Genomic DNA, 15,322 nt, shown 5'->3' on the forward strand with positions numbered 1-15,322 from the left:
ATATCATGGAACAGAAAATGTTTTGCTATCAATGTCAGGAAACAGCAGGCTGTAAAGGATGTACAGTTTCGGGAGTATGCGGTAAAAAGCCAGATGTCGCAGCTATGCAGGACTTGCTCGTATATGTTACAAAAGGACTGTCGGCAGTCACAACTCGGCTTCGTGCAGAGGGGCAGAAGGTCTGTCCCGAAATCAACCATCTTATCAGCGTGAACCTGTTTATCACGATCACAAATGCGAATTTTGATCTCGACAGCATTACCGCTAAGGTTACTGAAACACTTGCAGTCAAAGAAGAATTGCTCGGACAGGTGCAGAATAAAGAATCACTCCCCGAAGCAGCTCTTTGGAACGGTTCGGACTATGCCGAGAAAGCAAAGACTGTCGGCGTACTTGCAACAGAGAATGAGGATATACGCTCTCTGCGTGAGCTGATAACCTACGGTCTGAAAGGACTTGCGGCATATACAAAACACGCAAACGCTCTGCTGAATGATGATGAGGAGCTTGATGCTTTCTTGCAGTCGGCTCTTGCTAAAACACTTGATGACAGTCTGTCGGTCGATGACCTTGTGGCTCTCACGCTGGAAGTCGGCAAGTACGGCGTTCAGGGTATGGCTGACCTTGATACAGCAAATACATCTGCATACGGCAATCCTGAGATCACAACAGTTGACATAGGCGTCAGAAAAAATCCGGCAATACTGATCTCAGGTCACGATCTCAAAGACCTTGAAATGCTCCTTGAGCAGACAAAGGATACGGGAGTTGATGTTTATACGCACTCGGAAATGCTACCTGCGCATTATTATCCGTTCTTCAAAAAGTATCCGCATTTCGCAGGAAACTACGGCAATGCGTGGTGGAAGCAGAAAGAGGAATTTGAGAGCTTTAACGGTCCGGTGCTGATGACCACAAACTGCATCGTTCCGCCGAAAGACAGCTACAAGGACAGACTTTGGACAACAGGTGCCGCAGGTTATCCGGGCTGTAAGCATATTGACGCACCCTACGGCGAAGCAAAGGACTTTTCAGCAATCATCGAACAGGCAAAGAAATGTCCTCCGCCTACCGAGATCGAAACCGGCTCTATTATCGGTGGCTTTGCCCATGAACAGGTATTCGCACTTGCCGATACAGTTGTAGAAGCTGTAAAATCGGGGGCTATCCGCAAATTCGTAGTCATGGCAGGCTGTGACGGCAGAGCGAAGTCCAGAAGCTACTATCAGGAATTTGCAGAAAAACTGCCTAAAGACACGGTGATCCTTACCGCAGGCTGTGCAAAGTATAAGTATAACAAGCTCAATTTAGGCGACATTGGTGGTATTCCGAGAGTTCTTGATGCAGGACAGTGCAATGATTCTTATTCTTTGGCGCTGATCGCCCTGAAGCTGAAAGAGATATTCGGGCTTGATGATGTGAATGATCTGCCTATCGTTTACAACATCTCATGGTATGAGCAGAAAGCAGTTATAGTTCTGCTGGCTCTGCTGTATCTCGGAGTGAAGAATATTCACCTCGGACCGACTCTGCCTGCGTTCCTGTCTCCGAATGTCGCAAAGGTTCTTGTAGACAGCTTCGGTATTGCAGGAATTACTACGGTTGAGGATGATATGAAAATTTTTGGAATATGATCAGTTTTATGTTTTGTGATTTGTTCTTGTGATGTCAAATGACCGTAGTCTATTGGCGCACCTGTTTTACGTCCCACACAAGTCCGATCAGGCATTGTGGAGCATACCGAAATAACAACATAACCTATTGACATAAAATGAGCCTTGCACTCAAAACAGAGAGCAAGGCTCAAATTTATATTAGACTAAGGCATTCAGCACCTCACGAATATCCCCATTGATGCAAATGCTCCGTTCGGATATCTCATCAGGTGCATACGCCTCCCCGAAATTCAGGCAGGCATAGACTGCCTTCGGGTTTGCATAGGTCATCTTCCAGAACGGATACTTTATGATGACAGGCGTGTTCATGCCCACACCCAATTCAAGGAACAGGATATGCAGTCCATCATGGCGGCGGAGAAATTCGTCATAACGCTCCCCTGCTCTGTGCCAGCCCTCGTCCTCGACAAAGGTGTCATCTGCTCGGAGGTTCATGCTCATGGGCTTTCCGCAGACAGGACAGTGCGGAACAAGCTCTGACGGAACACGCATATCCTTCTGAGTTTCAAACATCGCCCTGACGGTTTCCTCGTTGTCATAGGTCTTTTGGTGGCACGGCTCACTGCACTGCCAAAGCCCGTAATCGCCCTGCGTGTAGAACAGGCGGTGCTTGTCAAATCCTGCCTTTTGAAATTGGTGGTCAACATTGGTGGTGATGACAAAATAGTCCTTGTCCTTCACAAGCTCGAACAGGCGCTTGTATGTACCGTTGTCTACGTCCATGTAGCGGTTGATGTAAATATAGCGTGACCAGTACGCCCACTGTTCTTCCGGTGTCGGGAACGGATAAAAACCGCCTGAATACATATCATGAAAGCCGTATTTCTCCACGAAATCAGCAAAATACTTCTGCAAACGCTCTCCCGAATAGGTAAAGCCTGCGGCGGTGGAAAGACCTGCCCCTGCACCGATGACGATCGCATCAGCGGTCTGTATTTCTTTTTTCAGACGGTCAATTTCCGCCGAGTAGTCTTTTGTAAATTTCATGATCGTCCTCCTTGAATACATTGAAGATCACCTGTATATCGTGGTTCTTGCGAAACTCCCTGACGGTGCGGACAGCAATTTCCGCCGCCTTTTCCTGCGGAAAGCCGAACACACCCGTTGAAATACAGCAGAAAGCGATACTCCCGATACCGTTCTGTACGGCTATTTCAAGACAGCTTTTATAGGAGCTTTCCAGCAGTCTGCAATGCTCGTCCGTGAGCTGCCCTTGAACGATCGGTCCGACCGTATGTATCACATAGTTGCAGGGCAGGTTGTAGGCAGGCGTGATCTTCGCCCTGCCCGTGGGTTCGACCTGACCTTGCGCTTTCATGATCTGACCGCACTTGTACCGCAGACGCACCCCCGCAAAGGTGTGTATGCAGTTGTCGATACAAGAGTGGCAGGGCTGCCAGCACCCCGTCATTCCCGAATTGGCGGCATTGACGATAGCACCGCATCGGAGCGTGGTAATATCCCCTTTCCAGAGATAAATGCCGTCCTCTATTGGCGACAGATCTGCAATATCCGTGATACCCTTGCTCTCGGTCAAGGCTGTGAGATATTCGTCCTCGGCTTGCAAATAATCCTCGTCTGCCTTGACAGCGGGGCGGATATTCACAAGGCTGCGGTAAAGCCTGAACTTATCCGCTTGCGTTTCGGGTATTTTTATTCCGTCAACGTCGTTTCTTTCTGACAGCAGATAGTTTATCAGAAAGTCTAATTTCTCCATACGATCATCTCCTTATGACTGCCCCAACAGGACAGACCTCCGCACAATTTCCGCAGTGCAGACAGTTTTCCTGACGGATCACAGCCTTGCCGTTCAGTTCGATACAACTCTGCGGACAGTCGCTCAGACATGAACCGCACCCGATACAGCTATCCGTAACAAAATATCCGCTTTCCTTGCTTTCTGCACCGCCGAATGTGAAGCTGTCACGCTCGATAGGCTTTTTCGACAGGTCGAACCACTCTCCGCTGCCCTCATAGATCTGAAACACTGTGAGTGCCTTTCTGCTTTCTTCGGAAACCACTTCTAATGGATACACGTCAAGATCAGACAGCCATATTTCGATATACGAAGGAGTTATTCTTATTTTATTATCCCGTACAAAGAAATGATTTATCGCTTTCAGAACATGAGGATAATACAAAAAGCCTTGTTCTAAGCAACAGCAAAGTCAAGGCTTTTAATTTTATAAAAAACAGGTTATTGCACAACGGCAATAACCTGTTTTTTAGCATATAGAGTTTTTATTTCTTACTTCTGAATTCTCTTAGGTTCTTTAGGCTGGTACGCTCCCCAACCTGAAGCAGTTCCGTAAGAAATTTTCGCCATTTTATCAGCAATGTTTTTTATTGCTTTTGCAATGGTCGGTACTTCTTTTCTTACTCTCATGTTCTCACCCCTTTTCAATCTGAGATACTATTACTAATATATTGATTATAATAATAGTCATTATGATACACATTCCATACTCAGGATAATCCGTGCTATTCATAATAATAAGTCCAATAGAAGAAATAAATGAAGATATTATAATAGAAGCGATTTTAAATTTAGGTATACATTTTGGTTCTATGGGTTTATTTATGTTTTCAACTGGACAAAGCTTATATTCTATTAATATTGAAAGTAAAATATGAATTATAAATATGAATAATGGAAGTGATTGAAGTATAGTCGTTCCTAATACAACTATTGCAAATGAACAACACATAGTTATATTACAACGCAAATATGTTTTAGCGTGAAATCCACCAGTTATTTGCCTTAAACTTATAAAAATTGTAAGGAAAATTAAAGAGTACATGATTCTGTTTATCATTATTCCTATAGAAAAAACAAGTAACAAATTAATAAGTGATGATATAGTAATCTCAATTCCATATTTGTAATGATCGTACTCATCCTTAGATTGCTCAATTAGATTATATTTATTAAGATAGTTCATGGCTAAGCTACTTAAAAAATCTATCATTTTTATCATCTCTTGAATCATAGATTGAATTTACAACGCTATAATACCAAACATACGGCTTAAAGTCAAGTATATTGGCATAAGGTGGATAAAAATGGCATAAAAAGAAGGGCATTTTAGTCAATGCCCTTTTTAAGTATAACTCTACAACAGAATTCATCAGATTCTTCATAAAAATCAACTTTGCCTTCGTATTTTTCAGCAATACTTTTTATTATTTTTACACCGAGTCCATGCTCTTTTTTATTACGCTTATCTGTAAGCAACTTAGGATTGTTTTTTAATACTGAAGTTGATATAGTATTCTTAACACAAAAATCATATTTATATTCATCAGCAGAGATATTCATATATATTCTTTTGCTTTCAGGTAAACAAGATTTACAAGCTGATATAGCATTATCAAGAATATTCGATAACAAGCTACACAGATCAAGATCCGCTATCCCTGAAAAATCAGAAATACAAATGCAAACTATGTTAATTCCATATGATTTGGCAGCAGATAGTTTAGAGTTAATTACTGCATTTACAACAGGATTATTTGTCTTTATGAATACCTCCTTTTCAGCAAGTTCAGCTAAATATTCCTTCATATATTTAAGAGCTTCCTGTTTGCGATCTTCCTCTACAAGTCTATATACAGCCGAAATATTATCTTTGAAATCATGTCTGATTCGTCGTATGACTTCATACTCAGCGTTTGCACTTGATATATATTGCTGATTGTATTCTTGCCTAAGTTTCAATAGTTGATTTTCGTGTCTAACATTATTTGCTCGACTTAAATTTGAAACAATGTAGAGTATCATAATATTTACAAGCAACACTCCAAAAAATATAAGAACTACAAAATAATGACCTCTTTTAGATACACCTTCAAGTGAAATAAAATTTAGTACTGCTGAAATTAGTATGCTTATTCCAAGAAGCGAGAGAATAATTATCCATTCTTGTACATTTAATGAGCTGTTATTCTCGCCTTTATTCAATATTTTTAATGATACCATTTGGAGATAAACTATTATCAGCTGTGCTGATACAAGGGTTAGCATTCGAGGAATGCTTTCACCTGAAAGTATTGATTCAAATGGAATTCCAAAGAGAACAGAGAAAAAATTTGTAATGAACGCAGAAGAAATAATCATTATAAATATTGGAATAATAGCTGAAAATGCTTTATTGGCAATGGTGCCATTAAGTTTCATCATTGCATAAATGAATATTATTGCTGAATACAACAAAGCCCAGAAGTGTTCAAATATCGTAATGTAATTGAAGAATGTTATTACCGCCGCAAGAATCAAACTGAATACCGTTCCTGAGCTGAAGATAAAACTCTTAAATTTGCCTTTATTAAGATATTTATAAGAATAAAAGCAGAATGCAAACCCTTGAAATATATTTATAGCTATTTCAAAGGTAGTCCAAATTACGCTTCTCATATCATTGACCTCAAAAATAGAGTATATTTTTCGTCTACTTCTTTTTTATAGTTTTTGCTCATCGGTAGCCGAATGTTAAGCTGCCTCAAAGTAACTTCATTTCTTTTCCCATCAATATTGGATAGAAATCTGAAATTTATCAAGTAGCGCTTATGAATTCTGACAAAGTCATACTGTTCAAATTTGACTTCCAAATTGCTGATATTGTCTCTCATTTTTATTGGAAACTCTTTATTCGCTATATGATATTTCACATAATGTCGTTCGCTTTCGATAAATACAATATCCTTTATATATACTGCATTTCGACCAGATATATCATCTTCAAGTATTACTTTTTCATTTTGCCTCATATGACGTATGAGTTTGGATATTATTTTTTCTACACTTTCCTCAACGGGTATTCCGCAATTTTTTCTTATAAAATTAAAAGGTTGAAAATCCACACTCTCGTACACAAGCTCGGAATGATTTGTAATAAAGATTAAAAAACATCTTGAATTATTATCCCTGAGAACTTTAGCGACATCAAAACCTGAAATATCAGGCATATCTATATCAAGGAAAATAATATCAAATTCGCTTTCCATGTGTTTAGCTAAAAGAAGTTTTCCATTAGAAACTGTTGATATTTGAAAATCATCAGTATAGTTTGATAAAGATGATTCAACAATATCTTTGAAGTGATTCATAAAAACAATATTGTCATCACATATCACAACTCTTATCATAACAAATCTCCTCCTGTAGAATGCATACAGTTACCTGTATTTTTGCGTATAGTTTTACTTGTGAAAGCTAATTCACTATCATAAACAATAACAAAACAATGTCTTGTTCTGTAGTTTTTCGTATAATTAAGTAAATATAGAATAAGGACGTGTGGCTTATGAAGAAAGATAATGTATCAAATATCACAGGGTGCATCCTCTCAGATTTAAGAAAAGGAAGAGGACTTACCCAAAAAGAATTTGCAAAAGCATTTAATGTAAGTGAGGGAACAGTTGCTCATTACGAGCAAGGTATTACAGTCCCTAATACAGAAATGCTTGAAAAATTCGCCGACTTCTTTCATGTGAATGTTGATTATCTTCTTGGTAGATGTATGTTAGAAATAGAATACAACAAGCTAAATGAAACATTATATGGAAATATGACGATAGCAGATATGGTGAATATTGTATCTATTATGTCAAAGGACAAAAAGCATTATCTGTTTCAAACACTCTCTTTGCTCGGAGATAAGAATAGTAAACTAAAATAACATAATCATTATATCACTTTATTTAGTAAAAGTCAACCATACTCTTAAAATCTGATATTCTTAAAAAACGGCTATCACATTATGTAATAGCCGTTTATCAATTTACTGGTACTGTTCACTTAAATAAAGACCAATACGGTTTTGAATTATATCTATGGCTTCTTCAGCAGAACATTCATCATTAAAATATGAATTTAGTTCATCACGAATAACTTCTTCGACATTTGCATCTCGTTTCACGACGTTACCAGCATTTTCTCTTACCCAAGAAGCGTATTCTGCGATTTGCTTATCAGTCATCGGTTCGCAGTTTTCACCCTCACTCTTCCATTTGGCAAGATTAGTGTTAAGGTTACTCAATTGTTTGTCTATATATTTATCTATTGCAGGGAAAATATAACTTCCCTCTGTGCCATTATAATAATTATCGCTCAGAAACTCCGTCTTAATAAAATCCCACGCACCTTCTTTAACATCTGAATTTGCTAATATAGCAAAACCGTTTTCTATTTCAACATACGATATACTTCCTTTAGATGTGGGATATCCTATTACTGTAGCTGGCTCATTAAAACGTTCTCTAACCATATTATAAAGACTTAAATAGTTTTGCTCTTGTGTAGTATTTAGCATTATTTCATCATTTTTAAAACTTTCTATCACCATACTGCTATCCCAACCAACTGGATTTTTTGCTCCAATCTTATTATCTTTAAAGTATTCCATAAGCTTGATGAAATTGCCATCATTAAAACTACAGCTTGCCTTACTATAATTTACATATGGGTAGTATTTTATTATATCAAGAAATGCGTCGGTATATGATTCGTATTTGGCTTTCACTGAAATAGAAAGATTATTTTTATTTTCATCACAAATATCCATCATCTGATCATAATTCCAGTTGCTTATACCGTTTAAATACTTATCTTTGCATTCAATTGTACTGATTGAAAAGCTTGGTGTTATCATAAATAGTTTTCCATTTGTTTCAAGCCCATCAAGAAATCCATCAACAAAATCATCCCTGCTCAAGTCAGAATCATCATCTATTACAGAATACAGATCAAGAAACACACCTGAATTTGCTCCAAAGGTGTCAATTGGCAGTCTCGCATCAAATGGCATTATGTCGGGACCGTTTCCAGATATAATATCCATTTTCAAATCTCGTATACAATCTTCTATGTTATCACTATTATAGTAGCTATACTCTACTTTATATTCGCTTTGCAAAGAATTGTATTCCTTTAGGTAATAGTCAGATACAAGACCGCCTTGAAGGGCAGCTATTTTTATTGTTTTTTGTTCAGCAATTTCCGAAGGATCTCGCTGAGTTAATTTCTTCAAGTATGCCTTTTCATCATTTTTCACGCTTACAATAAAGCTATTATCTGATGTCATTATCATATTTGTAATATTATATGATGAGAACGTATTATCCATAAAGTCGCTGAGTTTTATCCAATCAGTTCCTTTAAGTCCATACATACCGTCATTAAACACCGCTGCTATTTCATAATCCCCACATCCGCTACAAGCGCTTAAGAATGCGGATGACTTGTCACCGCAAGCTCTTTCATTATTTATATTATCTTCGTTTAAATCAGCTATCGTAGTTTTACCATCAAAGCCTGATAGCAGAATTACAACGTTATTATCCTTATTTTTTGTTATACCAAGTATTTCTTTATCTCCGATCTGTTTGATAGGGCTTACATTTCCTGAATAGTCAGCATAAGAGATTTTTTCATTATTAACATTTACATAAAATCCATTTTGAACTGAAAGAAACGTCACATAATTCTCCTCGGCATCAAGTAAGTCGCTATATTCATTTACCGCTTTTTCTTTACCGCTATCATCAAAAATGTGTATTAGTGTTTTCTCGTCTTTGTATGTCACGATTGCTTTATCTGTATCATTAAGAATTGTGGCTGTTATTACTACTTCATCATCTGAGGGTTTAAAGGAAAAGCCTGCAAAACTTGTAAGGTTATTATCAGAAGTATATCCTCCATAGCTGCCACCGTCTAACACACCAAAAACAAATATAGTATTATTATAGCTACCCAAACAAAGGATGTCAGAAAATTCATTTTCCAATGAAACGTCGGCAGCATTAAGTGAATATACAGCCTGTGGTTCAGCATTGGCGGTTTTACTTTCACTGTTTTTTTGACCACATGATGGAAGCGCAATTAATGTTGCAATTACTGTAGCCAATGAAAATAACTTTCCTATTTTTTTCATCTCTATTACCTCTTTCTTAGCGGATAGATATTTTATATAAGAAGTATACACGATAAAAATATAATAATCAAGCTATTTGGCACAAGACGGCAAAAAAAGGCACGAAAATATTAAGTTGCAATTATTAACGGTACGGAAGTCGTATTTTATTGCATTAAATGCCAAATAATTCCATAATATGCCAAATCGCTTGAAATCCGAGATGAAATGGCTTATAATGTCGTCAGTAACGGAAATCGTTATCAAAAACATCGGGTAAAAGGTCAAACCGTGGTCAGTTTTATTCGATGTACATAAGTATCCACCAAATCACATTTCAAACGGAGGTATTATTTATGAAACACAAGATTAACAGATTTGTTGCTGCATTAGTAGCAATGACAGCTCTTACATCCGGTATGGTTGGTTTCAGCGCAAATGCAGCCGAGGTTACTACACCTGAGACAGAAATTGTCATTGATAGATACGTGCAGTATTCTTACTTCAGCTTCAATCTTAATACAAGCAATGGGACAACCAGCGATGACAGTTTAACTATAACAAGAACTGCAAATGAAAACGACTTTAAAATTTCTTATGGCGCTTGCTCTGTTGGACAGGCAAACGTTAATGTAAAAGTAAATGGAAGTAGCATAGGAAACTATATAATTCCCAGCTCAACAGGTGTAGGTATAACACGCACATTCTCATGCAACGCTGGAGATACAATTACCCTTACAATTACGCCTGCTTCAGGATATGTTAAGGCAGTTGGAGGACTTACTTTTTATTGGTAATAATATCTGTCTAAATTAATCTTCAAGTTATCTCCCCTTAAACATATGTTTAAGGGGAGATTGTTTTACTTCAATGTAACAGTATATTCTTATTATATTTATATTACTATATCCTCGATATAGTTGGTTTTATAATCACGCACTCAATATTAAAAGGCGTTTAACATCAATACCATCCTACGCATAAAATACCGTCCCGTGATATTCTTCGCTCTCCATTCCCCATAGAGCTGCCCGAACCTCGTCCAGTCGGTGGGGATAGGCTTTCTGCCCGTGTACTTGCCCTGTGCCTTTGCAATCTCGATACCCTCACGCTGCCACTGTTTGATCTGCTCCCTTTCAAGCTGAGAGAGAGCTGCAAACACGGTCAACATGAATTTGCCCGTAGGTGTGTCGGTGTCGATGTTCTCTTTGTGGCTGACGAGGGTAACACCTTTTTCATTGAGCGTGTCGATGATGTTCAGCAAGTCCTTTGTAGAACGCCCCAGACGGCTGATACTTTCCACATAGAGAGTATCGCCGTCACGCACATAGTCAAGCATTGCCCTGAGCTGAGGGCGGTCTGCATTTGCCCCTGACAGCTTTTCGGAGAAAATGCGGTCAACCTGATAGTCGCACATAATCTCCTGCTGACGGGCGGTTTCCTGTCTTTCCGTAGATACACGAATGTAACCAATTTTGTTCATAGTTGTAGTTTCCTTTCTGTTTTAGTTGACTTTTCAATATAGTTTGGTATAATAATTACATAGAAACCTATATTGAATAACAATCACAATATACGTTTATGAGAGGTGGTCACTCAATTGGAAGTTTTGCATTTATCAAAAAATACGGATTATTATTTTTTCTATTTCAAGATATGGGGGCGTCGAAATAGAATAAAAATAATGAGTGATTCCGAATCTGAGATCAAGCATCTTTTTCGTTTAATGACTGATAATTTAAAACTCATTGATAAAAACAAAGATAAGATAGCTCAAAAAATATATGAAAACAGATATTCCACTAATTATCAATATCAAGATGACCTAATTGATATTGAGATAATTTCCAATGCTCCAAATGCTCTATTTCAACATTTTGTTAATGGACTATATATCTCAAATGTAAGAATAGAATTGTACAACAATATGGAATTTGATGTAATATTTACTGTTAAATCAAAGTATAGATATAGAGTGGATTTTGGAGAGGAATGTGTGCTTTACTTTGATCACAGCTTTGAGGTATGATGCTTTCTTGTCACTCTAAACAATGCAGATGCTTCATAGCACGGTAGGGAGAAGTTTTCCCCCTGCCGTTTTTTATTCGAGGGTGTCTTTCTTCCTCTGCTGAGAGCGTTTCTTTTCTTGGTACTGTCTGTTACGTTCCTGTTGTTCCTTGTTTTGGAGATACTTACGCACCTGACGGGTGTACTGCGATGCCGCCGTCCTCCGTCTGACAAAAGCGTTATGTTCGGGAACAAGGGTATTGTACTTGCTTTTCAGCTCGATGAGCCGTTGCTCCAAATCACTCTGCTTGGGCGGTTTGCCCTTGATGTAGTAAGTCTTGATATGCTCGGTAATGTACTTGTCGGCTTCTTCATAAGCGTCAATGGCAGCGGCATTCTTTTTGCGGAAGTGCTTTTGTGTGAACGCTGAACGCCCCTGATACTCGTTGTAGGTCGCAGAGTGCTGAGAACGCTGTTTCATCATCTTGATAAGTTTATCAACGCCCTTGATTTTCTTATCAAGTGCGGCAAGCTCGTCCGTATGGTCATCGGGGTGCTGAACATTCCAGAAAAAGTCCCTAAGATCGTCAAGCGATGTGATGCCCCCAGCTTCAAGGTCTGCAATCATCTTGTCACAATCACGCATACCCCTGATGCCTGCCCATACATCTTCTTTCTTTTCAGGTGCGTGGCTCTCGGTCGGTTTGGGTGAAGTCGGCTCTGCAATGGTCGGCTTGGGCTGTGCGGTGGGTGTCGGTGTCGGCTTAGGCTCGGCAGACTTTGCGGAAGATTGGTTGAGCAAAGCAAGCTCCGCTTGCCGTCTTGCACGACGGGCAGCAAGAAATTTCTCCATTGCTTCTTTGGCGGCAGCTTTCTTCTGTGCTGTATCAATCGTTTCGGTGATAGCACTCGGCTCAAATTCATCGCCCAGCGTATCGGCTCTTGTAAACCTCTGCTGTCCCTCGCCCGATAGCCTGAATTTTAGTTTGACTTTGTTCTGCGGAGTATATGCATACTCGATACCGCTGTCTGTGCAGTTTTTAAGAAATTCCTCAAAGCTCCTGCTGTAAGAAATAATCTCCCTGAGCAGATTGCGGAGCTTGTCTTTCCACGACTTGCCCTCTTTCTGCATTTCGTCCTCGTAATGGGATACGCCTTTGCCTTTCGGATCAATGAGGGATAAGCCGTGTTCAGCACATATCTTGTCGGATATTTCACGCAGCTCTGCCCACGCTCGTTCTGACTTCCTGCCCTGATTATGCTCGGTGGTGAAGCTCAACCCATTATACAGATTTGTGTTATTGAAAATCACATGACAGTGGGTATGCTCCTTATCGGTGTGAACGGCGATAACATACTGATAATCGCCTTTCAAATATCGGTCACAAAGTTCCTCTCCGATCTGCATAGCCTGTTCGGGTGTAACTTCATCGGGGGCAAAGCTCTGTATCATGTGATATGCGAGGATTTGTGTTCGCCCTGTTCCTGTGTCTCGGACTGCTCGGAAGTCCTCGCTTGCTCCTGCGCTGTCGGCTCGGCAAGCATAAGAGCTGACATATACACCGTTGACGGTCTTATCTCCGTTTGTGATGTAAGCGATCGCTGTGCTGACTGTTGCCCTGATTGTATGGATAGAAGTGTATGCCAAATTTCATTAACCCCTCTCTTTATCTCGTCAATATCCTCGGCATAGATGTGTCCTGTGCTGTATAGGCGAATGAGTATCTGATTGATGTTACTGCCTATGCGTTTCATCAGACGATTACATTCGGCAATCTCGGAACGGTCGGGAGTAATATCAACCCTCGCCCTGACACAATCACGAATATACTCCGTTTTGTTCTTGTAACCATACTGCTCACACTTCGCAAGAATATCCTGCATTTCCGATTCGGTGAAACGAACATTAAGGGTATATGACTTCTTCTCCCTCTTGCGTTTCAGATACCTGCGTTCATCATCGGTGAGCTTGCTCTCGTCCTTATGTGCAAGGGTATCGTCAAGCTCGGACTTGACCTCTTTATCCAAAGCATTATTGATTGCTCCCTCGTAGGTCATTCCCTCAAATTCCATAACCCTCTGCTTGGGCGGTCTGCCCCTTTTCTTTTTCTCTGTATTCATGGTGGTATCTCCCTTGTGAATATTTCGGCGTTAGCCGATTTTTTTGACCGCTGTGCGGTCATTTACGGGGCTTGGGGTGTCCCCAACAAGCATTTGGTATTTTCGCTCGCTGTGCGGCGCAAAATACAATGCTTGTTATTTTTGTTGCGCTGTCGCGCATATTTTCGTCTGCGTGATTTGCTTATCCGCAGACTTTCGCTGTTGCCCCAGCGAATTGGAGCTGTGCGACTTTCTCTCCGCCGCTTCGGTCGGCGGTCTTATTCCTCGCTCACGCTCCTGCGTGATGCTCTCCATGTCATCATCGGTGTCAATATTCTAATCTGGTATGGCGCAGTTATCGTGCTGGGAGTGCGGCAATCTGGTGAAAAATATGGATATTGCATTTTGAGTCCCGATGTGGTATAATAATATCAAAGCTAACATCGGCGGCTACTGTATCGCCGATAATCGTAATTATATTAATGAGGTCACGCTATGAATGAGATAGATGTAATTGACAGAAACGATCCCGAATACACAGCTCTGCTCGATAATGTTGGCAATGCGATCGAAGCCGGCAAGGGCAAGGCGGTTGCCGCTATCAACTCGGCTATGGTTGAAACGTACTGGCAGATAGGACAGTATATCGTTGAATTTGAACAGCACGGTCATGAGAATGCGGAGTACGGTTCAAACACTTTAAAGATGCTTGCCGCTGACCTTAGTGTCCGCTACGGCAAGGGCTTTAGCTGGAGCAATATCTATCGTATGCGACAGCTATACCTCTCCTATGAAAATTTTGCGACACTGTCGCAAAAATTAAATTGGAGTCATTACGTTGAGCTTTTGAAGATCGAAGATACTGCGGAAAGAGCCTTCTATGAGAAAGAGTGTATCGCTGAAAACTGGGGTGTTCGTGAGCTGAAACGCCAGATGAAAAGTATGCTCTATCATCGCCTCGCACTCAGCGGAGATAAGAGCGAAGTTCTCAGACTTTCACGGGAAGGACAAGTCATTGAAAAGCCGGAGGATATAATCAAAGAGCCGTATGTGCTTGAATTCACCGGACTTCCGAATCTTCCCGTGTATAAAGAGGGCGATCTTGAAGAAGCTCTTGTCAATAATCTGAGCCAGTTCTTCCTTGAACTCGGCAAGGGCTTCACTTATGTCGGCAGGCAGCAGAAAATAGTCATTGCAGGCAGAACGTATAAGGTCGATCTCGTTTTCTATCATCGTATCCTGAAATGCTTTGTGCTTGTCGATTTGAAGATCGGTGAGGTCCAGCACGAAGATATTGGACAGATGAATTTCTATCTCAACTACTACAAGCAGGAAATGAATACTGAGGGTGACTCCGAACCGATAGGCTTGATACTCGGTGCATATCAGGACAAGCTGGTCATGCAGTACGCTCTCCAGAATATTACCAATCAATTATTCGTAAGCCGTTATCAGTTGTATCTGCCTGACAGAGAACAGCTTGAAGCAGAGTTCCGCAGATTTATGAGTGATGAGGAATAAAATGAATATGTATACAGAGCTGTGTGAGCGATTTCCGCTCCGCAGCTTTTTCATTTTCCCCATAACAATCTGTCGAACGCAAAACTCTAATGAAACAGAAAGTTCGTG

Annotated in this window: 14 protein-coding genes and 2 pseudogenes; 5 read left to right on the forward strand and 11 right to left on the reverse strand. The window is 40.1% G+C overall.

Going from position 1 to position 15,322, the window contains the following annotated elements; translation table 11 throughout:
- The first annotated feature begins 5 nt into the window (after positions 1–5).
- Positions 6–1,634 (forward strand): hydroxylamine reductase, encoded by a 1,629-nt coding sequence (hcp, locus tag DSZ37_RS10985; RefSeq protein ID WP_109726952.1) that lies wholly within the window; start codon positions 6–8, stop codon positions 1,632–1,634.
- 180 nt (positions 1,635–1,814) lie between these two features.
- On the opposite strand, the gene DSZ37_RS10990 is transcribed toward hcp, so the two are convergent.
- The 7 genes and pseudogenes from DSZ37_RS10990 to DSZ37_RS11025 form a co-directional block, all read right to left on the reverse strand.
- Positions 1,815–2,663 carry an SIR2 family NAD-dependent protein deacylase gene (locus tag DSZ37_RS10990; RefSeq protein WP_109726953.1) on the reverse strand — a complete coding sequence of 283 codons (849 nt, stop codon included), beginning with the start codon at positions 2,661–2,663 and terminating at the stop codon, positions 1,815–1,817.
- Positions 2,629–3,393 carry a protein-ADP-ribose hydrolase gene (locus DSZ37_RS10995; protein WP_109726954.1) on the reverse strand — a complete coding sequence of 255 codons (765 nt, stop codon included), beginning with the start codon at positions 3,391–3,393 and terminating at the stop codon, positions 2,629–2,631. Before DSZ37_RS10995 ends, DSZ37_RS10990 begins: the two co-directional genes overlap by 35 nt.
- A 4-nt stretch (positions 3,394–3,397) precedes the next feature.
- Positions 3,398–3,691 (reverse strand): annotated as a pseudogene (locus tag DSZ37_RS11000) (DUF362 domain-containing protein); the annotation flags it as partial.
- 233 nt (positions 3,692–3,924) lie between these two features.
- On the reverse strand, positions 3,925–4,062 hold the full coding sequence (locus DSZ37_RS11010; RefSeq protein WP_109726956.1) for a cyclic lactone autoinducer peptide: 138 nt from the start codon (positions 4,060–4,062) through the stop codon (positions 3,925–3,927).
- Between the two features lie 4 nt (positions 4,063–4,066).
- Complete coding sequence (locus DSZ37_RS18230; protein WP_109726957.1) at positions 4,067–4,666, reverse strand: accessory gene regulator B family protein; 600 nt, start codon at positions 4,664–4,666, stop codon at positions 4,067–4,069.
- Between the two features lie 95 nt (positions 4,667–4,761).
- Positions 4,762–6,090, reverse strand: a complete 1,329-nt coding sequence (locus tag DSZ37_RS11020) for a sensor histidine kinase (RefSeq protein WP_109726958.1) — start codon at positions 6,088–6,090, stop codon at positions 4,762–4,764.
- The gene (locus DSZ37_RS11025) at positions 6,087–6,821 is read right to left on the reverse strand and encodes a LytR/AlgR family response regulator transcription factor (protein ID WP_109726959.1); all 735 of its coding nucleotides are present in this window, start codon (positions 6,819–6,821) and stop codon (positions 6,087–6,089) included. Before DSZ37_RS11025 ends, DSZ37_RS11020 begins: the two co-directional genes overlap by 4 nt.
- A 158-nt stretch (positions 6,822–6,979) precedes the next feature.
- On the opposite strand from DSZ37_RS11025, the gene DSZ37_RS11030 reads away from it, so the two are divergent.
- Positions 6,980–7,354, forward strand: a complete 375-nt coding sequence (locus DSZ37_RS11030) for a helix-turn-helix domain-containing protein (RefSeq protein ID WP_109726960.1) — start codon at positions 6,980–6,982, stop codon at positions 7,352–7,354.
- A gap of 102 nt (positions 7,355–7,456) precedes the next feature.
- On the opposite strand, the gene DSZ37_RS11035 is transcribed toward DSZ37_RS11030, so the two are convergent.
- Entirely contained in the window at positions 7,457–9,607 is a 2,151-nt protein-coding gene (locus DSZ37_RS11035) for an extracellular solute-binding protein (RefSeq protein WP_109726961.1), read from the reverse strand.
- A 335-nt stretch (positions 9,608–9,942) separates the two neighbouring features.
- On the opposite strand from DSZ37_RS11035, the gene DSZ37_RS11040 reads away from it, so the two are divergent.
- Positions 9,943–10,383 carry a hypothetical protein gene (locus DSZ37_RS11040; protein WP_109726962.1) on the forward strand — a complete coding sequence of 147 codons (441 nt, stop codon included), beginning with the start codon at positions 9,943–9,945 and terminating at the stop codon, positions 10,381–10,383.
- 149 nt (positions 10,384–10,532) lie between these two features.
- Here DSZ37_RS11040 and DSZ37_RS11045 read toward each other — a convergent pair whose 3' ends face one another.
- On the reverse strand, positions 10,533–11,069 hold the full coding sequence (locus DSZ37_RS11045; protein ID WP_109726963.1) for a recombinase family protein: 537 nt from the start codon (positions 11,067–11,069) through the stop codon (positions 10,533–10,535).
- 117 nt (positions 11,070–11,186) lie between these two features.
- Between DSZ37_RS11045 and DSZ37_RS11050 the strand changes: the two genes are divergently transcribed.
- Positions 11,187–11,615, forward strand: a complete 429-nt coding sequence (locus DSZ37_RS11050) for a hypothetical protein (protein ID WP_109726964.1) — start codon at positions 11,187–11,189, stop codon at positions 11,613–11,615.
- A 72-nt stretch (positions 11,616–11,687) separates the two neighbouring features.
- Here the strand turns inward: DSZ37_RS11050 and DSZ37_RS11055 are convergent.
- Both DSZ37_RS11055 and DSZ37_RS18000 read right to left on the reverse strand, forming a co-directional pair.
- A pseudogene (locus tag DSZ37_RS11055) lies at positions 11,688–13,127 on the reverse strand (relaxase/mobilization nuclease domain-containing protein); the annotation flags it as partial.
- Positions 13,043–13,714 carry a plasmid mobilization protein gene (locus tag DSZ37_RS18000; RefSeq protein WP_242978620.1) on the reverse strand — a complete coding sequence of 224 codons (672 nt, stop codon included), beginning with the start codon at positions 13,712–13,714 and terminating at the stop codon, positions 13,043–13,045. The gene DSZ37_RS18000 and the pseudogene DSZ37_RS11055, both read right to left, overlap by 85 nt.
- A 474-nt stretch (positions 13,715–14,188) precedes the next feature.
- Here DSZ37_RS18000 and DSZ37_RS11060 point away from each other — a divergent pair, with 474 nt between their 5' ends.
- Positions 14,189–15,214, forward strand: a complete 1,026-nt coding sequence (locus DSZ37_RS11060; RefSeq protein ID WP_109726966.1) for a PDDEXK nuclease domain-containing protein — start codon at positions 14,189–14,191, stop codon at positions 15,212–15,214.
- Positions 15,215–15,322 lie beyond the last annotated feature (108 nt).

Source organism: Ruminococcus flavefaciens (assembly GCF_900116855.1).
Lineage (GTDB): Bacteria > Bacillota > Clostridia > Oscillospirales > Ruminococcaceae > Ruminococcus > Ruminococcus flavefaciens_R.